Source organism: Carnobacterium sp. (assembly GCF_045617425.1).
Taxonomy (GTDB): Bacteria; Bacillota; Bacilli; order Lactobacillales; family Carnobacteriaceae; genus Carnobacterium_B.
Genome location: NZ_JAZLIO010000001.1, coordinates 64,032 through 82,921 on the forward strand (window position 1 = coordinate 64,032; position 18,890 = coordinate 82,921).

Below are 18,890 nucleotides of genomic sequence, written 5' to 3' on the forward strand. Positions count from 1 at the left end.
ATAGGAATGTGACTCAGTCAATTATGGCTTGACGATCAATCCTTTTTCACTTTAAAGAAATGGCTTGAGAACATATGCTGCAAAGTAATCACTCTACTGATTTTTCTGAATTAGTGGTATGATAAAGTAGATATATTTTTTTGTTATTGAAACAAGTGAGGAGTGGCTAAAGGTGGAAAAAAGAAAAATTTCAACTTTTTTTAGTGTTTATCTAAATGAAAAAGAAGTTGTTTTGCATTATGCAAACACAAAAGAGCTTGCTCAAGAGTTTCAATTTAAAGTGGAAGAAGATGCGCTGCAATTCTTTCAAGCTTGTTTGGATATTGAAAAATCGATTGAAAATTTATCAACACAGAAACAAGAAAGCACTCATAATCAATGGGTAAAACAAGCGTTAAAAGGAGTAGACTATGAATACAAAGAGTATTAGTACTCTACTGATTTAAAGGAATAGTTAGATGGAGGAGAACAAATTGATTAAGTTAATTGCAATTGATATGGATGGAACATTATTAAATGAACAACATTTGATTACGGATAAGGTTAAAAAGTCAATAACCAAAGCAAGCGAAGCAGGTATTAAAATTGTTTTATGTACAGGAAGACCTGTTCAAGCGGTTTATGAGTATCTTAAGGAATTAGAGTTGCCACAAGATGAAGAAGGCTATGTTATCTCATTAAACGGTACAGTCGTACAAAAGACTACGACCTGGGAAATTGTGTATTCGCATGAATTAGATCATAAGCACTTAAAGCAAGCTGAACGATTAATTGAACCCTTTGAGATGAATTTTACATTTTTTGATGAAAAGGAGTATTATTACACAGGTGCACCAACGGAAATGCTACAATTTGATGCCGATCTTTTAGATATGGAAAAAGTCCATTTGCCATTAGAAAATTTACCACATGATCTGACTATTTTTAAAGCAATGTATGTAGCGACAGAAACGGAACTTGACCGTCTAGCTTCATCTTTGCCATCTTTTATCGCTGAGAACTTTTATCCTATCAGAAGCTTATCGTATGTTCTAGAATTATTGCCGAAAGATGCGAATAAAGGCGAAGCATTGACAGGATTGGCTACTAAACTTGGATTTTCTATGGAAGAAGTAATGGCGATTGGTGATGGAGAGAACGATTTAGATATGATGAAAGTAGCTGGTACAAGCGTTGCTATGGGCAATGCGGTAGACTCTATTAAACAAGTTGCTAAGCATGAAACTAAATCTAATCAAGAAGATGGCGTGGCCCATGCAATTTATGAATGGGCATTACAAAATTAATTAAATTTAGTTTATAAAGTTCTTTTAGTAAACTAGTTAGAGAAATTCAAAATGAAAGAGCTCTAAATCAAAGTTTTTTCTTTGGTTTAAAGCTCTTTTTTTCGTTATATGGAACTTTATGTATGGCTAAAAAATCCGATTGGAAAATAAAAATGGTTTCATTTGATAGCCCTTTCTAAAAGACTTATACTAAAAGTGTAAAAAAATTATAGGAGGGATAGAATGCAAGAACAATTAGTGAAGATTTCAGAAAAAATGTTTGAGTGTCAGCGCGTATGTAATGAATGTTTTGATGCTTGTCTAGAGGAAGATCATGTTCAAATGATGGTAGAATGTATAAGATTAGATAGAGAATGCGCTGATATTTGTGCATTTGCTTCAACAGCAATAACCCGTGAAAGTGCTCTAACAACAGACTTAATAGCTTTATGTGCGACTATCTGTCAGGCTTGCGGAAAAGAATGTGAAAAACATGAACATGATCACTGTCAAAGATGTGCAAAGGTTTGTTTGGAATGTGCAGAATTGTGTAGAAGGTATAAATAATCAATTGATTTTTTAATATAAAATTTAAAAATGTACAACTCTAATTTCCTGTACTCAAGCCTTTTTATTGGAGTTGTACATACTTTTGTCACAAAATAAAACTTTTTAATTAGAATTTAATTATAAAAAGTAGCGTTAATAAATAGTACTTGCTATACTCTGGATATCAAATTGATAGTAGATTCATTAAAAAAATTTACTAACAATTTATTTAATGAATACTTCGTTTAATTCCCTAAAGTAACACCTCAGATTTATCCTAGGTCATCCTGACCGCCATACCTTTTAGATTCATTAGATTTATTTAAGTAACACTCTAGTAATTTTTATATTAGTTGAATATATTTACCTTGTTACAAAATAAGAAAGAGTATCTATGTTTAGTGACATGGTCTATTTATAAAATAGTAAAAAAGGAGGAGTTTGAAAAAAATTGCTTTTTTATTAAAATTAAAATGTGAATTTAATAACTATTTTTTAAGATAATTATATTAATAAAAATAAAATAGGATGAAATCTGTTGATAAACAAGTATTCAATTGATTAATTTATTTTTTTAAAAAAAATTAAATTAATATTTTTTTCACAATTTGTTGTTACTATTTGTTTGCGAATTATTCATCAAGTAATTTATTTTATTTTTAGAACCACACCTCAACACAACCACATAAAAGGTGGCTTTAAATAATTTTATTTTATGAAACACTAAAAAATTTATTTAAATGACTCTTTTTTTAGTTCCTCTTTGATAAACCTACTTTTAACCTCGCTTTACTTTCTTAAATTTCCTCATAATTAATTAAAACCAGCCTCAAATTTGTCATATCTGATTCCTAAAATATACTAGAAAAAGAGTGATTTTAGTTTATTTAGACTGCATATTTTTATAAAAAAATTATAAAGGAGTAGTTTATATGGAAATTAATTTTACAGAACATTATGGAAAATTATATGAGTCAGTGGAAGATGGAGAATTAAAGATTTTTAATTTCGAAAATGAGTATGGGAAAATTAAAAATATGTTTATAAAAAGAAAAATCCCTTTCCAATTAGAAAATAAAGATTATTTTGATATTGTAACACCTTATGGATATGGGGGTCCCGTTATTCAAGAAGCAACAGATGAAGAAAAATTATTATCAGGATATTTTGAAGCCTTTTCTAAATATTGTCAAAAAAATGATATTATAACAGAATTTATACGCTTTGATCTGTTTGAAAACACACAAGTAAGGGAGTCTTTTTACGGGGATACCTCATTAGTCGGCAACTGCATTGTAAAAAATTTGAAATTACCTATAGAAGAGGATGTTCGAAAAAAGATTTTTAAAGATGCTAGAATCGCTAAAGAAAAAGGTGTAAAAATCATTATGGAGCAAACGGGTGAGCACATTGATGATTTTTTAGAAGTTTATTATTCAACAATGAATCGTAACGGAGCAGAAGAATATTATTATTTTGATAAGCCATTTTTTGAACAAATCCATGAAACGATGAAAGATCAATTTCTATATGCATTTGCTATTGTCGATGAAAAAGTTATTGCAGCTTCTTTAATTTTAATAGGAGAAGAAAGGGCGTTTGGTTTTTTAGCAGGAACAATAAAAGAATTTTATAGTTACCATCCTGAAGTTTTGATTCAACTAACTGTTATGCAATGGTTAAAAGATAAAGGTGTTGAAAAGTATATTTTAGGTGGAGGGCATAATGGCGAGGATGGTATATACATGCATAAAAAAGGGTATGCAAGACATGGAAATCACCCATTTTATATTGGCAAAAAAATACACGATCCATTAATTTATGAAAAGTTAGTTCAACTACGCCAAACAATTGGAAAAAAGAACACCAAGACTTCTTTTTTCCCAGCATATCGTGCTTAAAAGTGAGAGTATATGGCGATAATAATAACTGATTAACAAAGAAATTTAAGTCTTCTTTTACTACTATACAGTTTACAGATAGGCAAAAAGAATAAAGGAGAGAACAGTATGATAAATTACTATCTTATTAAATCACTGACTGAATGGGTTTTTGCTGCTATATTACTCTTACTAAGTTTGCCAGTCTTATTGATTTTAGGTATTTTAATAAAAATTGAAGATCCTACTGGTCCTATCTTGTTTATTCAAAAACGTATTGGAAAGAATAATAAAATTTTCAATGTGTATAAATTAAGGAGTATGAGTAACCCAAAATCGATTAATGGAGTACAACTATCTTATGACGAACGTATGTTGAAAATCGGAAAAATCATTCGGAAATTAAGCTTAGATGAATTGCCACAACTAATCAATATCTTAAAAGGAGATATGAGTTTTATTGGTCCTAGACCTTTACTTGTGGAATATTTGCCTTACTATAATAAAAATGAGTTGCGTCGGCATAGTGTAAAACCCGGTATTAGTGGATGGGCACAAGTAAATGGGCGAAACTATTTAAGTTGGGAAGAACGGTTTGCCTTGGATTTAGAATACGTTGAAAATTGTTCATTTATTTTTGATTTAAAAATATTATTTATGACAATCCAAAAAGTATTAATGAAAGCAGATATTGTTGAGAATGAAGACGATTATATTATTGCTTTTGATGAGTACCGCAAAAGACAATTAGAACAAGAAAAAACAACGAATAATTTTCGACTATTAGTTACTCATCAAGATTCTTATGGCACCATTCCATTAATGAATAATAAAAAAACTGAAATGCAGTAAACAAAATTAGTCATCGCGGATTCCAAAAAATTCTGATGTAGATTAACAATAGAAAGAAGGGAAGTTATGGCAAATAGAGAGAGAATTTTATTGTCTTCACCACATATGTCTGGAAATGAAAAAAAATATATTCAAGAAGCATTTGATTCCAATTGGATTGCACCTTTAGGATCAAATGTTACTAAATTTGAAAAAGAATTGGCTCAATACACTAACAGTAAAGGTGCTTCTCTAACTAGTTCAGGCACGGCTGCTATCCATTTAGCACTAGCTTGTTTAGGAGTAGGAAAGGGAGACAGTGTATTTTGTTCGAGCTTTACATTTATTGCAAGTGCTAATCCAGCACTATATTTAGGAGCAGAATTAACATTTATAGATTCTGAACCAAACAGTTGGAACATGTCACCACAAGCCTTAGAACGAGCTTTATGTGATGCAAGCCTAGAAAATCGACTACCAAAAGCAATTATTGTAGTGAATCTCTATGGTCAAAGTGCAGATATGGAAGAACTTTTAGAAATCGCAGATCTATTTGGAGTTCCAATTATCGAAGATGCTGCAGAATCATTAGGAGCAGAATATAAGCACAAAAAAAGTGGGACATTCGGAAAAATAGGAATCTATTCTTTTAACGGAAATAAAATAATCACAACTTCTGGTGGAGGAGCATTAGTAAGTGATGATGAAGAAATGTTGTCTAAAGCTTTTTTCTTAGCTACTCAAGCAAAAGATGTCGCGCCCTATTATCAACATTCACTTGTGGGATACAATTACCGCATGAGCAACGTTCTTGCAGGAATTGGAAGGGCTCAACTGGAAGTGTTGGACGAAAGAGTAGAAAAAAGAAGAGAAATATTTCAAACATATTACCAAGAGTTAGATTCAATTGAAGAAATCCATTTTATGCCTGAAATCAAACATTCCAAATCAAATCGTTGGTTAACCACGCTTGTTATTGATCCATTTATGACAAAAATTACTCCTTTTGAATTTATGGATAAGATGAATCAAGCAAACATCGAAACACGTCTTCTATGGAAACCCCTCCATTTACAACCTCTTTTTAAACATTCCAAGTTTTATAAACACAATGAAAGAACTACAGCTGTATCAGAACTGCTTTTTAAAATGGGAATATGCATTCCTTCTGGTTCAAATATGTCTGAAGAAAATCAATTAATAGTGATAGAGGAGATAAAAAAAATTCTTGTTCCTGATACTCAAGGAGAGGTTTTATGGAAAAAAGTTCAATTAAGTTAATTGTAAAACAATCAATTCTAATCATTAGTTGTGTTGTATAACTAACAGCATTGGAGGAAACTATTATGGAAAAAGTATTGATTTTAGCATCAATTGCACCAATGATTGAAAGTTTTAATGTACCAAATATAAATTTGCTGCAGGATGAAGGATATGAAGTTCATGTTTTAGCAAATTTTAAAGACGATAATAAAGAAGCGAATGAGCGGAACCAGCATTTTAGAAATCAACTAGAGCAACAAGGAGTAAAAGTTTTCGATGTTGCCATTAATCGCAACCCATTTAAAATTACAAATTATTCTGCATATAGAAAAATTAAACAAATCATTGATTGTGAGAACTATGCGTTTATTCATTGTCATTCGCCGATTGGAGGCGTCTTAACTAGGCTTGCAGCTAGAGAGTCTCGGAAAAGACAAACTAAAGTGGTTTATACGGCACATGGATTTCATTTTTTTAAAGATGCTCCCCTAAAAAACTGGATGATGTATTATACAGTTGAAAAATGGCTTTCTAGATATACAGATTGTTTAATTACTATTAATGAAGAAGATTACCGAACAGCACTTGATAAAAACTTTAAAGCCAAAAAGATTGAAAAGATTAGTGGAGTAGGAATCAATAAAAATAAATTTAAGCCAATAGATTCAAATTTGAAAAATCAAAGAAGAAATCTACTTGGATACAACAAAGATGATTTTTTGTTGATCTACGTTGGGGAACTAAGTAAAAGAAAAAATCAGAAATTAGCTATCAATATGATGAAAATTGTTAGTCAAAAAATACCAAAATCAAAATTATTGTTAGTTGGAGATGGTGAATTAAGAGAACAATATGCTCAGCAAATAAAAGATTTGCAGTTAGAAAATCATGTGTTCTTACTAGGTTATAGAACAGATGTTAATCAATTGATGAGTATAGCAGATATCGTTATTTCTACTTCAACTCAAGAAGGGTTACCTGTTAATCTTTTAGAGGCAATGGGAACTGGGCTTCCAATAATAGCTACAGATTGCAGAGGAAATCGTGATTTGATTCATCATGGTGAAAATGGTTATTTGGTAGGTTTAAACGACAGTGAAAGATTGGCAGCATATGTTGATAACTTATATTATTCTAGCAAAATGAGAAATGATTTTGGATTAAAAAGCTTAGATTATATAGACGCTTACTCGGTTGAAAGAGTAATGAGCCAAATGACTCAAATTTATCAAAAGGTAAATCATGTTCAAGATTTATCAGCTGTAAATGAAGGGAAAACAGTAAAAGTTTTTACAAAATGAGAAACTTTTTAAAAATGGGTCTCATTGGAGGTGGAAAATGTGGCAGAAAATGCTTTGTCATTAGATAAAAAGCGAGATACTTCATTTGTCATGATCATGGTGTTTATCATGTCTTTCTTTTTAAATCAATCTAATGTGCTATTTGGAATCAACTTATCTTTGTCAGACTTTATTATTGTAGGAATACTGGCTATCTTGATCATTAAGAATGAAATAGAATTGCCGCTTATGAATATTGTCGTTTTTAGTACATTTTCAATTTTTATTTTATTTTATTCTTTATTCATTATTCCCAATCAATATATGATTGCAGCGGATCCAATATCTACTCTAATTGATTATACTAAACTACTAGTTGTCTTCCTTTATTACATCATAGGGTTTAATCTTTCTCGTTTAAGACTAACAACTACTTTCCTAAGAGGATTTGTTGTAGGAGCTGTTGGAATTGGGTTTATAGGCATCCTGATTTCATTTGTTCCAATTCCTTATTTGTCTTCTATCATGTTATTTGGAGAAAGTCGATTGATCGGTTTTATGAACGATCCAAATTTTTTCGCTGTTATCCAATGCTGTGCATTGAGTATTCTTTTACGGATAAAACCTTTAAATCCAATTGTTCGACTTGGAGCAATCGGAATTGTTTTTCTGTCAATTATTAGTTCTGGTTCAAAGTCAGCCATTATATTAGTTTTTCTGTATAGTGGTTATTTTATATTAACAAACGTTTTAAAAAGTAAAAAGACAACACCATTGAAGGTGGCAAGTTCATTACTTTTAATATTGGGTTTGTTACTAATCATTCCAAATCTATTAACTTACACCGATGAATTAATGGAATTAATCATAAATCGATTTCCAATTTTTTCTAGAGTAGAACTATTGTTTACTGACTTTTCATCTGCTGTTTCTGATGGTGGATCAGGTAGAACACAGGTATGGCAAACAGCGGTGCATATAATCAAGTCGTCACCGTTATTTGGAATTGGATTAGGGAATTATATTCCAATTGCGGAACAATTTGTCAACAATCCAAATGTCGCTCACAATACTTATCTTCAACTTTCAGCAGAATGGGGGATCGTACTAACCGTCTTATTCTTTCTATATATTGGAACTATAGTATTTGCAACCAAACCAGGTCTATTTGCAAATACTCAAGACAATCAAAACTGGCAAATCATTCGAGATATTTTAATAATTTTTCTAATCGCTTCTGTATCAATTTCCTTAAATAATGCTCGGATTTTTTGGTTAGTATTTGGAATGAGTGTTTTCCAAGCAAAGTCTACTCCTTCGGTAAAAAATCATGAAAGGAGTAAAAAGTGATGAAAATATCTGTTGTAATGGGCATTTATAATTGTGAAAAGACATTAAAAGAAAGTATCGATTCTCTTTTGAATCAAACGTTTGAATCTTTTGAAATTGTATTATGTGATGATGGATCAAGCGATGGTACCCTAAAAATAGCAAAAGAATATGCAATGAAATATCCTCAAAAAGTTCGAGTGATTCAAAATACAAAAAATAGAGGTTTAGCCTACTCGTTAAATAGGTGTATTGAGATTGCAAAAGGTGAATATATTGCACGAATGGACGCAGATGATATTTCATATAAAGATAGATTGAAAAAACAAATGGATTATTTAGAAAATCACCCTGAATGTGTGCTTGTTGGCAGCCAAGCTTTTTTATTTAATGAAAATGGCATTTGGGGAGTGCGAAAAACAAAAAGATACCCACAAAAAAAAGATTTTCTATTTGGGTCACAATTTATCCATCCTACCATTATTATAAAAAAAGAAGTTCTTAACCAAGTCGGAAACTATACGGTTTCAAAAGCGACTCTAAGAGCAGAAGACTATGATTTATTTATGCGGTTATATGCTGCTGGATTTGAAGGTCACAATATGCAAGATATTTTGCTTAACTACAGAGAAGATAGTACAGCATTTAAAAAGAGAGTATATAAATATAGGTTTGGTGAAGCTATAGTAAGGTACAAAGGGTTCAAAAAAATGAAGCTAATGCCATTAGGTCTAATTTATGTATTCAAACCATTAATAGTAGGATTAATTCCTCAAAAAGTTTTAACTCTTTTACGGCATCAGGATTTAGATAGTAATCAATTTGATGATACCATTCATCCTAGAGTTTAAAAATTTCATCTTGAAAGGAGAGCAATCATGGTCGCTGTATCTGTCATTATGCCTATTTACAATGTTGCTGATGGATTAAAAAAATCAATTCAATCTTTCTTGAATCAAACGTATAGGGATTTTGAATTAATATTAGTTAATGATGGGTCTACAGATGATTCTGGTAATATTTGTGATGAATTAAAAAAAACAGATAGTCGAATACATGTTATCCATCAAGAAAATGCAGGTTCTGGTTTGGCACGAAATGCTGGTCTTGATCGAGCAACAGGTGAGTATATTTACTTTGCAGATCCTGATGATTACGTAGAAATTGAGTTGATAAAAGATAACTTGAAAATTGCTAAGGAAAATGATGCAAATGTTGTCGTATTTGGATATTATCTTGAAGAAATAAATACAAAAGGAAAAAGAATAAAAACAACTCACCTTCCCAAATTATCTGTCCTAAAAACAAAAGAAGATTTTAGAAAAAGTTTTAGGGCATTTCGATCATTGGATTCGAATGTACTTTGGAATAAATTCTACAGGCATCAATATTTAGTTGAAAATAATTGTCGTTTTACTGATCAACGAGTCGGACAAGATGCTTTATTTAATCATCTAGTTTATCAAAATTTAGAAGACATTTATTTTAATCAAAAACCTTATTATCATTACGTTTCTAGAATCGGATCAGCTGTTAATCATTACCATCCAGATCGATTTCTTTTGGAATATACTATTGCAGAACATTTCGAAAAATTAATAACTATATGGCATTATGAACAAGTCTATCAAGACTTAATTAGTTTAGCGTATTGGAGAACACTTTATGTAGAATTAAACAACTTAATTTTAGAGGATTGTCCACTTAGTGACTATGAAAAGAAACAAAAAATTTCCTCAGCATTACACCATCCAAAAATCCAACAAATTTTATTTTCCTCAACTTCCACATTAGAAAAAAAATACCATATTAAGTTGTTAACTTTTTTATTAAAAAATAATAAGTATTCCCTTACGCTGAAAATTATGAGAGCTAAAATACAAATCAGTAAGCGATACTATTACACTTTCAATACATTAAAAAAAATAGTAGGAACATGAAACAAACAACTAATAATCACTATAGTAGTAGCACATAAATCTCTAATTCATAAAGCTAACTAAGTTAATAAAATTGAGGTGCTTAAAATGACATCAAGTGTTGGAAAAAATTTGTTCTATCAGTCGTTGTTTCAAGGGATTAAAATTTTAATGCCTATTGTTACCATTCCAATTATTTCAAAGGCATTAGGAGCACATGGACTTGGAATCTATTCTTTTACAAATTCAATAGCAGAGTATTTTATTCTGCTTTCTGGATTAGGAATTACTTTATATGGAAATCGTGAAATTGCAATGGTAAGAGAAGATAAACAAAAATTAGACGAAACTTTTTCTGAATTGGTCAGCTTGAAATTAGTGACAACTGCGGTTTCATTTGTTTTGTATTCAATTGTAGTCCTAATTTTTCTTCATAGGGATTTTTTGTATTACACTATTCAATCATTGCATATTATCGCTGTACTATTTGATATTTCTTGGTTTTTTATGGGAATCGAAGACTTTAAAAAGGTGAGTCTAAGCAATTTAACTGTTCAAATAGCTGTATTTTTTGGGATTATATTTTTTATTAAAGATTACAATGATTTACCATTGTATCTACTCTTACAAGCATTAGGAAATCTTTTTTCTCAAGTCATAATGTGGGGCTTTATTTACAAGAAAATATCGTTTCGCATTGTATCTATAAAAAAGATGAGGAAACATTTGTTTCCGATGGTTGCCTATTTCTTTCCTCAAATCGCTGTTATTTTTTATACGACTCTAAGTAAAACTATTCTGGGTATATTAGATAGCCAAACAGCTGTTGGAATTTACACAAATACACTCAATTTAAGTACCATCATTATTACTATGATCTCGACAATTAATTTAGTAATGCTTCCTAAAATGAGTAATCTCTTCTCGAAAAATAAAATTGATGAAATAAATCAAACATTACACAGCTTAATTCATGCTCAATTATTTATTTCTATACCTGCAGCATTTGGAATAAGCGCTTTAGCTTCAACCTTGGTTCCATGGTTTTTTGGTAGTGACTTTGAAGCATTAAAAATTTTTATACCCGTTATCGCACCCGTAATTATTATTATGCCAGTTGGAATCGCAATTAGTAACCAATATTTGCTCCCAAGAGGAAATACAAAAATATATGCTTTATCTACCTTTGGCGGAGCAGCGATCAGTATATTGCTTAATTTTACTCTTATTCCACTAATAGGTGTTTTAGGTTCTATCTTAACCAGTTTAATCGTAGAAACGTTTGTTACTGTCTTCCGCTTGGGTTACTTGACTAAGCAGACTAACTTTAAATTTGATAAGAATCTAATTCTAAAAATGGTTGCTTCAGCGGCATTAATGGCGCTAGTGATTAAGGTAACGACCAATGGCATGAATAACACATTTGTAACGACCCTAATTCAGATTATTATTGGTGTCATAACTTACGTTAGTTGTTCATTAGTATTAAAAATACCTTTTTTAAAAGATCTATTTATGATGATAAAAGGAAAAATTTATCATTCAAGAAGGTATAAAGTCAAAAATTAGTCATGCATTTAATAAAACGTTGTAGAAAGTAAATAGGAATTTAAATATACGGTTCATTAGGAGGAATATATGATGATGAATACAATTGGAATGATAGACTTATTTAAAATGTTGAAGAAACGTTGGTGGGTAATCTTATTGTTAAGTTTAATTGGTATTGCATTTACATCTGTCCTAACAATTTACGTCATTACCCCTAAATATTCTGCTACAACTCAACTTTTGGTTAGTAGACAAGATGTAGATACACAATCTATAGAATTAGGAGAAATTGAAACGAATATCCAAATGATCAATACTTACCGAGATATCATAGAAGATCCTGTTGTAATTGACAAGGTAGTAGAAGAATTAGGAAATACGTTGTCTGATGATGAGTTACAGCAAAAAGTTGATGTGATTACTCAGGATGATTCACAGATTTTTGGTATAAAAGTAACCGATACAGATCCAAACCGTGCTGCGGATATTGCCAATCTCATAGCTACTACATTTCAGGAAAATATAAACAATATCATCAATGTTGAAAATGTAGCGATTCTCTCAAAAGCTAAAGCAGACCCTACTCCAGTTTCCCCTAATTTACTATTAAATCAAGTAGTAGGTGTGCTAGTTGGATTTCTTTTAGGTATGACTGTATCTATTGTTTTAGAGACAATGGATAAAAAAGTACGCGATGAAAAAGTTATTACTGAAAAATTAGGTTGGATTCATCTAGGAAATATTAGTGAAATGGCCAAGTCGGAAACAGCAATTGAAAAAAAAGAAATTGATTATACTGTATCAGCAAATCATACTAAAAAAGCTTTAGGAGGAGATTAACAATGTTTAAAAAAAGGATAAATGAGCAAAAATGCGAACAAAAAAATCTTATTACATTAATTGATCCCTCTTCTGCTATTTCAGAAGAGTTTCGAACACTGAGAACGAATATTCAATTTTCTATGATAGATAAAGAATTGAAAACGTTAATGGTAACATCTTCAAAACAAGGTGAGGGGAAATCTACAATTGTTGCTAATTTAGCAATCGTTTTTGCTTCTCAAGGAAAAAAAGTATTACTTGTAGATGCTGATATGCGTAATCCATCACTTCATAAACTATTTAAAGTACGAAATCGACAAGGTTTGACAAGCATTCTAACAACCAAAAATAGACAACTAACTGACCTTTTACACAAAACAAATCAAGAAAATTTAGATTTATTAACAAGTGGCATTTTACCACCAAATCCATCCGAATTACTAGCTTCTCATAGAATGTCTCAATTTATTGAAGCAGTAAAACAAGAGTATGATTTAATTGTTTTTGATATGCCACCAGTTAATGTTGTTACAGATGCTCAAGTGATGGGAAATAAAGCAGACGGGACTGTTTTTGTAATTCGAAAAGATATTGCAGATTTAAGTGAGGTTTTAAAGGCTAAAGAATTATTGGACTTAGTACAAGCAAATGTTATAGGTGCTGTATTTAATAGTAAAGAACGAATGAAAGGTTTAAACGCTGGTTACTATGCAAAAGAAAAAGATCTTGATAGTGGTAGGTAAAAGTTACTAAGGAAATTCAACCGATCATTAATAAAGTGAAAAATACTAGGAGTGATTAAAATGATTCGAACAATTCTAAATAAAAAAGTACTTTATTTGTTATTAGATAGTTCTGTGATTCTTTTAGCCGGTGTAATAGCCTATTTCTTTTTAAATCCTTATGTAGCACTTCCTATGTCTTCATATTTATTTATGGTTGCGTTAGGAATAGGAGGATATAGTATTTTAGCTGGATATTTTGGAATTTGCGCTACATTATATCGCTATACTAGTATCAAAGATATACTCATAATCTTCATTTCAATTACATTATCTTTTGGACTGACAACAACACTTGCTGTTTTATTGTTAGAAGAAATGAGTTTTCGATATAGTTTATTGATTTACCTTACTTCTTTGCTATTAGTTAGTGGGGGACATATGCTCTTTAGGATTTTTCATGATTATAAAAAAAGAACCTTCCCTAGGAAAAACACAGCGAAGAAAATTCGGACGTTAGTCGTTGGTGCAGGAGATGGTGGGAATTTATTCATCAAAAATATTCAAAAAAGTTCAACAGAAATAAATATAGTTGGTATCGTTGATGATGATAAGACTAAAAATGGTATGAGATTATACGGTGTACCTATTTTAGGAAGTGTTTCGGATATCCCAGCACTTACAAAGGAATTAGATGTAGAACTAATAACGATAGCTATTCCTTCATTAGAACCTAAAAATCTTGAAAATATTTTAGGGATTTGTAATGACATCAATTTACCGGTCAATCTAATGCCGTCAATTGAAGATGTGATGAATGGAAAGTTAATGGTTAGTCGTTTTAGAGAAATTGATGTTGTCGACTTATTAGGAAGGGATGAAGTAACACTAGATACTAAACTAATCTCAGAAGATCTATTTGGTAAAACAATTTTAGTCAGTGGAGCTGGTGGGTCTATTGGTTCAGAAATTTGCCGAATCGTAGCTACATTTTCTCCAAAGAAAATTATTTTATTAGGACATGGCGAAAATTCGATTTATCAAATCCATCGTGAATTGAATAAAAATTTTGTCGGAAAGATCGAAATTATGCCAATCATAGCAGACATACAAAACAGAGCAAGAATGTTTGATATCATGGAAATGTATAAACCTGATATTGTTTATCATGCAGCTGCCCATAAACATGTTCCTATGATGGAGTCAAATACAGTTGAAGCGTTAAGAAACAATGTCTATGGTACAAAAAACATAGCTGAAGCAGCCAAAGCAGCTAATGTAGGAACTTTTATTATGATTTCTACTGATAAAGCAGTCAACCCGCCGAATGTTATGGGAGCTACAAAGCGTATTGCTGAAATGATTGTGACGAGTTTAAACGAAGAGGGGAAAACAAACTTTGCAGCTGTCCGTTTTGGAAATGTATTGGGCAGTCGGGGTAGTGTAGTTCCTTTATTTAAAGAACAAATAAAAGCAGGTGGACCTGTTACGGTAACAGACTTTAGGATGACACGTTACTTCATGACGATTCCAGAGGCTAGTCGTCTAGTGATCCAAGCAGGGACTTTAGCAAAAGGTGGAGAAATCTTTGTCTTAGATATGGGTCAACCGGTTAAAATTGTTGATTTAGCTAAGAAAGTAATCAAATTAAGTGGATTTAGTGATGATGAAATTTCAGTAGTTGAAACAGGTATTCGTCCAGGAGAAAAATTATACGAAGAATTATTAATAGCTAGTGAAAATACTGGTGAAAAAGTATATGATAAAATTTTTGTTGGAAAATCAGTAAGGCGTTCACTAGATGAAGTGATGTCATTTTTAAAAACATTAGATGGATGTAGTGAAGATTTATTAAAAGAACGATTAATTTATTTTTCTAAAACACATCAAACAGCAGCATAACAAATTTTATATTAAAACGTTAAATAGGTTGCCTATTCTTGATTTGGTACAGAAAGGAGGAACAGTAATGTTGTCTGTCATTGTTCCAGTATATAACGTTGAAAATGTATTAAAACGTTGTTTAAACAGCTTGAGATTTCAATCATATAGAAACCTTGAATTTATTTTAATTAATGAAGGTTCTACCGATATGAGTGGCGCTATATGTGATCGATTTGCAAGAGTAGATTCTCGGTTTAAAGTATTTCATAAAAACGTAAGAGATCATTCTGAAGCTTTAAATATCGGTTTACTTTCAGCTAAAGGGGAATACATCAGTTTTATTGATCCAATGGATCGAATAGACGGTTTGATATTCGAAAAGTTGCTATTAACAATCATTAAAACTAAAGCAGATATAGTCATAGCTAATTATGGAGAAGAGTTAGATCAAGATGATAAAGAATTAAAGGAACCCTTAAGTAACATTATTTGGACTAAAGAGACAGCTCTGAATAATATTGTTGACCATTTTCGACTAAAAAGTTTTTTATGTAACAAACTTTTTTCCATCGACTTATTCAGAGTTGATCCAGTGCTAGAGTTTAATTCGACATTAGGCATTTTTGGAGATCTGTTGATGTGTGTACAATGTATTTTAAAAAGTAATAAGATTATCTATGATCCTAACTTGCATTACCATTATATAGGCTATAGGCATAACACTTTTTTTAATGGAATTACTAAAGAAAGACTTTCTGGTCCTAAAGCATTGATGGAGATCATTGATTTAACAAAGCAACTAGATAATTTTGATGTTTCATCATTAAAAGATATTTATGTCAATTATTCGATTCAATTATTGATGCAGCTTCTAAATGAGAAGAATCAAACCTATCATCAAATTGAAGAAGTAAAGCGAAATTTATATCGGTTTTCCATAAACGAACTTAACAGCCTGAATGTTAAAATGTCATGTATAATAGCTAGGAGGATGTCGATAGTTTATCATAATTTCTGGAAAATGAGAAATAGACCCTTAGATTAAAATTGTCGTGTCAGTTTACATTCCCCTCAACTAATTCGATTTTAAAAGAAATCTTGTTTGAATTAATTTCACATACTTCGTTTGTTTTACTTGAATATTCTAAATTTTCAAGTAAAATAAGATGTGAATCTATCTATTATCTTTTTTTAAAAGTTGATAGGTAAAAACAAGAAGGAGTTGACCTATCATGGCAACTAATCAAAGAGAAACGGTTATTATTGGAGCTGGTCCAGGAGGTTATGTTGCAGCAATTCGAGCAGCACAACTTGGCCAAAAAGTTACCATTATTGAAAAAGAATACATCGGTGGAGTTTGTTTAAACGTTGGCTGTATCCCTTCTAAAGCGTTAATTACTGCTGGACATCATTTTCACAATGCAAAACATTCTGAAGTTTTTGGAATCACAACTTCTAATGTAACATTAGATATTGCAAAAATGCAAAACTGGAAAGATACGAAAGTAGTAAGCATGTTAACACGCGGTGTTGAAGGTTTATTGAAAAAAAATAAAGTAGAAATTATTCGTGGAACAGCTGTATTTACGGATAAAAATCACTTAACTGTTGAAACTAAAGATGGATCTCAAGATTTTGAATTTAAGAATGTTGTGATTGCTACAGGTAGTTCTCCATTAGCGGTTCCAGAAGTACCGTTTGGCGGACGTGTTGTAGACACAACGGGTGGTTTAAACATTAAAGAACTTCCAAAACGTTTAGTAATCGTAGGTGGCGGTTATGTTGCTACTCAATTAGCTTTTGCTTTTAATAACTTTGGCTCTAAAGTAACCATTCTTGAAAAAGAAGATAGCATTATCAACTTCTTTGATAAAGATATAGTGAAATTGGTCAAGAAAAGTTATGCAGATAAAGGTGTAGATGTTATTGAAGGTGTAAACATAACTAAATCTTCACAAACAAATGACGTAGTAACCGTCACTTATGAAAAAAATGGCAAAGAAGAAACAATTGAATCAGATTATGTATTGGTTTCTGTAGGTCGAGTGCCCAATACATCTAAATTAAATTTAGAAGCTGTTGGCGTTAAATTATTAGAAAATGGCAGAATAGATGTAGATGAATCATTAAGAACTGGTGTTGAAGGTGTTTATGCAATCGGGGATATTACTCCCGGACCAGCGTTTGCGCACAAAGCAAGTCATGACGCAAAAATCGTAGCAGAAGTTATTTCTGGTAAAGATTCAGTTGTGAATTATAAAACGATGCCGATTGCTGCTTATACAGAACCTGAGATAGCTTCAGTAGGTATGTCAGCTGATGAAATTAAAGGCAACAAAGAATACAAAGTCAGCAAATTTTCTTTAGCAGGTAATGGACGTGCGTTATCATTAGATGCTGCTGAAGGATTTGTTCGCATGATTACTGAAGAAAAAACAAATAAAATTGTGGGAGCTCAAGTTATTGGAGTAAGCGCAGGAGATGTTATTGCTGAATTAGCATTAGCAATTGAATTAGGTATGGTGGCTGAAGACATTTCATTAACCATCCATGCTCATCCATCACTTGCAGAATCAGTAATGGATACAGCTGAATTAGCTTTGGGATTACCAATACACATGTAAAATGACAAACTAAAAGCTTGTAAGTAAAGGATTTTCTTTACTTACAAGCTTTTTTGTATTTAAATAATGTTAAAGAGAAAATGCTGCTCTTCATCAATGGTATTGATAGAATAAATTGAAATTTCTTCCGGAATGAACGGGTTTGCTTGTGAAGCCATGGAAACGCCTGAAGCGTGAAGACCACAGTCTTAAGACTTCAAGCCTCAAATAAAGCCTAATCGCTGAAGCGCTAATACTTTATATTTCGCATTGAATCCTTGACACGGCTGCAAACAAACCCAATCCCTTCAGAAATTCGGTGTCATTTATTTAACTATAGGTTATCAATACTAAAAATTATAGAATCAAAAATAGTGGACGCTTAAAGGAGAAAAATATGGCTGAGAAAATAAAAAACTCATATCCTATAAAATGGATCGGATTGAAACCAGAACGCTTTCGAAAATATAGAACTTGGATCAATAATGTTCGACCAGGTATTTGCGGGACTTATGTTGGAGCAGTAATTTTGCATGACTCTTTTAACCAGAAATACGGAATAGATTTAGAAAAACAGAAATTGATTACCGGGTTAAAGACCGTTATTGATGATACCTTTCCATATAAAGGAACCTTTCCTTGGGATGTTTGGCATGGATTGGATTGGGTACTAAAAGATAACCCTGATTTTTCTGTTAATATGCATTTTGTTCCTGAGCGTAAAATAGTTTCACTATTAAATAGTAAGAACCCGGTCCCGGTAGCAGTTGGTACGGCAACTTTATTTGGCAGTCCCTATAAAAATCATTGGGTAGTGGTTTATGCATATGGTTACGATCAAGTGGGGAAATTATTTTTTAAAGCATATGATAATCATGGAAGATATACGGCAATTTTGCCAGCCTCACAAACAATTGGTTGTGTATGGATAGAATTGAATTAGACGACAAATAGATATAAAAATCCCCCGTATATATGAAGTTCTCCTTCAT

At 31.4% G+C, this 18,890-nt stretch carries 17 protein-coding genes; all 17 read left to right on the forward strand.

What is annotated here, in order from left to right; translation table 11 throughout:
* Nucleotides 1-172 precede the first annotated feature (172 nt).
* The 17 genes from ACKI3H_RS00305 (at nt 173) to ACKI3H_RS00385 (ending at nt 18,841) form a co-directional block, all read left to right on the forward strand.
* Entirely contained in the window at nt 173-430 is a 258-nt protein-coding gene (locus tag ACKI3H_RS00305; protein WP_407370306.1) for a hypothetical protein, read from the forward strand.
* A 43-nt stretch (nt 431-473) separates the two neighbouring features.
* Nucleotides 474-1,286, forward strand: a complete 813-nt coding sequence (locus tag ACKI3H_RS00310) for a Cof-type HAD-IIB family hydrolase (protein WP_350451813.1) — start codon at nt 474-476, stop codon at nt 1,284-1,286.
* Nucleotides 1,287-1,508: 222 nt separating this feature from the next.
* Complete coding sequence (locus tag ACKI3H_RS00315) at nt 1,509-1,832, forward strand: four-helix bundle copper-binding protein (RefSeq protein ID WP_350451812.1); 324 nt, start codon at nt 1,509-1,511, stop codon at nt 1,830-1,832.
* 914 nt (nt 1,833-2,746) lie between these two features.
* Nucleotides 2,747-3,715 carry a GNAT family N-acetyltransferase gene (locus tag ACKI3H_RS00320; RefSeq protein ID WP_407370308.1) on the forward strand — a complete coding sequence of 323 codons (969 nt, stop codon included), beginning with the start codon at nt 2,747-2,749 and terminating at the stop codon, nt 3,713-3,715.
* Between the two features lie 108 nt (nt 3,716-3,823).
* Complete coding sequence (locus ACKI3H_RS00325; RefSeq protein WP_350451810.1) at nt 3,824-4,546, forward strand: sugar transferase; 723 nt, start codon at nt 3,824-3,826, stop codon at nt 4,544-4,546.
* Nucleotides 4,547-4,612: 66 nt separating this feature from the next.
* Nucleotides 4,613-5,806 carry a DegT/DnrJ/EryC1/StrS family aminotransferase gene (locus ACKI3H_RS00330; protein ID WP_407370309.1) on the forward strand — a complete coding sequence of 398 codons (1,194 nt, stop codon included), beginning with the start codon at nt 4,613-4,615 and terminating at the stop codon, nt 5,804-5,806.
* A gap of 65 nt (nt 5,807-5,871) precedes the next feature.
* Nucleotides 5,872-7,089: a glycosyltransferase family 4 protein gene (locus ACKI3H_RS00335; protein WP_407370310.1), complete on the forward strand. Its 1,218-nt coding sequence runs from the start codon at nt 5,872-5,874 to the stop codon at nt 7,087-7,089.
* A 39-nt stretch (nt 7,090-7,128) separates the two neighbouring features.
* Nucleotides 7,129-8,418 (forward strand): O-antigen ligase family protein, encoded by a 1,290-nt coding sequence (locus ACKI3H_RS00340; protein ID WP_407370311.1) that lies wholly within the window; start codon nt 7,129-7,131, stop codon nt 8,416-8,418.
* Nucleotides 8,418-9,248, forward strand: a complete 831-nt coding sequence (locus ACKI3H_RS00345) for a glycosyltransferase family 2 protein (RefSeq protein ID WP_407370313.1) — start codon at nt 8,418-8,420, stop codon at nt 9,246-9,248. Before ACKI3H_RS00340 ends, ACKI3H_RS00345 begins: the two co-directional genes overlap by 1 nt.
* Before the next feature lie 27 nt (nt 9,249-9,275).
* Nucleotides 9,276-10,337, forward strand: a complete 1,062-nt coding sequence (locus ACKI3H_RS00350; protein WP_407370314.1) for a glycosyltransferase family 2 protein — start codon at nt 9,276-9,278, stop codon at nt 10,335-10,337.
* An 87-nt stretch (nt 10,338-10,424) separates the two neighbouring features.
* A complete protein-coding gene (locus tag ACKI3H_RS00355) occupies nt 10,425-11,885 on the forward strand; it encodes an oligosaccharide flippase family protein (RefSeq protein ID WP_407370315.1) in 1,461 nt (486 codons plus the stop codon).
* Between the two features lie 72 nt (nt 11,886-11,957).
* Nucleotides 11,958-12,707, forward strand: a complete 750-nt coding sequence (locus ACKI3H_RS00360) for a YveK family protein (RefSeq protein ID WP_407370316.1) — start codon at nt 11,958-11,960, stop codon at nt 12,705-12,707.
* Nucleotides 12,708-12,709: 2 nt separating this feature from the next.
* The gene (locus ACKI3H_RS00365; RefSeq protein WP_350451802.1) at nt 12,710-13,432 is read left to right on the forward strand and encodes a CpsD/CapB family tyrosine-protein kinase; all 723 of its coding nucleotides are present in this window, start codon (nt 12,710-12,712) and stop codon (nt 13,430-13,432) included.
* A gap of 60 nt (nt 13,433-13,492) precedes the next feature.
* Entirely contained in the window at nt 13,493-15,313 is a 1,821-nt protein-coding gene (locus ACKI3H_RS00370; RefSeq protein WP_407370317.1) for a polysaccharide biosynthesis protein, read from the forward strand.
* Nucleotides 15,314-15,380: 67 nt separating this feature from the next.
* Nucleotides 15,381-16,340, forward strand: coding sequence for a glycosyltransferase family 2 protein (locus tag ACKI3H_RS00375; RefSeq protein ID WP_407370318.1), 960 nt, complete (start codon nt 15,381-15,383; stop codon nt 16,338-16,340).
* A gap of 187 nt (nt 16,341-16,527) precedes the next feature.
* Entirely contained in the window at nt 16,528-17,919 is a 1,392-nt protein-coding gene (lpdA, locus tag ACKI3H_RS00380) for a dihydrolipoyl dehydrogenase (RefSeq protein WP_407370319.1), read from the forward strand.
* Between the two features lie 376 nt (nt 17,920-18,295).
* Nucleotides 18,296-18,841, forward strand: coding sequence for a dihydrolipoamide dehydrogenase (locus tag ACKI3H_RS00385; protein ID WP_407370320.1), 546 nt, complete (start codon nt 18,296-18,298; stop codon nt 18,839-18,841).
* The last annotated feature ends 49 nt before the right edge of the window (nt 18,842-18,890 follow it).

Excerpts from the sequence above, each read along its gene's own strand:
- ACKI3H_RS00315 (WP_350451812.1), top strand. The coding sequence starts at position 1,509 with ATGCAAGAACAATTAGTGAAGATTTCAGAAAAAATGTTTGAGTGTCAG.
- ACKI3H_RS00320 (WP_407370308.1), top strand. The coding sequence starts at position 2,747 with ATGGAAATTAATTTTACAGAACATTATGGAAAATTATATGAGTCAGTG.
- ACKI3H_RS00325 (WP_350451810.1), top strand. The coding sequence starts at position 3,824 with ATGATAAATTACTATCTTATTAAATCACTGACTGAATGGGTTTTTGCT.
- ACKI3H_RS00330 (WP_407370309.1), top strand. The coding sequence starts at position 4,613 with ATGGCAAATAGAGAGAGAATTTTATTGTCTTCACCACATATGTCTGGA.
- ACKI3H_RS00335 (WP_407370310.1), top strand. The coding sequence starts at position 5,872 with ATGGAAAAAGTATTGATTTTAGCATCAATTGCACCAATGATTGAAAGT.
- ACKI3H_RS00345 (WP_407370313.1), top strand. The coding sequence starts at position 8,418 with ATGAAAATATCTGTTGTAATGGGCATTTATAATTGTGAAAAGACATTA.
- ACKI3H_RS00350 (WP_407370314.1), top strand. The coding sequence starts at position 9,276 with ATGGTCGCTGTATCTGTCATTATGCCTATTTACAATGTTGCTGATGGA.
- ACKI3H_RS00355 (WP_407370315.1), top strand. The coding sequence starts at position 10,425 with ATGACATCAAGTGTTGGAAAAAATTTGTTCTATCAGTCGTTGTTTCAA.
- ACKI3H_RS00360 (WP_407370316.1), top strand. The coding sequence starts at position 11,958 with ATGATGAATACAATTGGAATGATAGACTTATTTAAAATGTTGAAGAAA.
- ACKI3H_RS00365 (WP_350451802.1), top strand. The coding sequence starts at position 12,710 with ATGTTTAAAAAAAGGATAAATGAGCAAAAATGCGAACAAAAAAATCTT.
- ACKI3H_RS00370 (WP_407370317.1), top strand. The coding sequence starts at position 13,493 with ATGATTCGAACAATTCTAAATAAAAAAGTACTTTATTTGTTATTAGAT.
- ACKI3H_RS00375 (WP_407370318.1), top strand. The coding sequence starts at position 15,381 with ATGTTGTCTGTCATTGTTCCAGTATATAACGTTGAAAATGTATTAAAA.
- lpdA (WP_407370319.1), top strand. The coding sequence starts at position 16,528 with ATGGCAACTAATCAAAGAGAAACGGTTATTATTGGAGCTGGTCCAGGA.
- ACKI3H_RS00385 (WP_407370320.1), top strand. The coding sequence starts at position 18,296 with ATGGCTGAGAAAATAAAAAACTCATATCCTATAAAATGGATCGGATTG.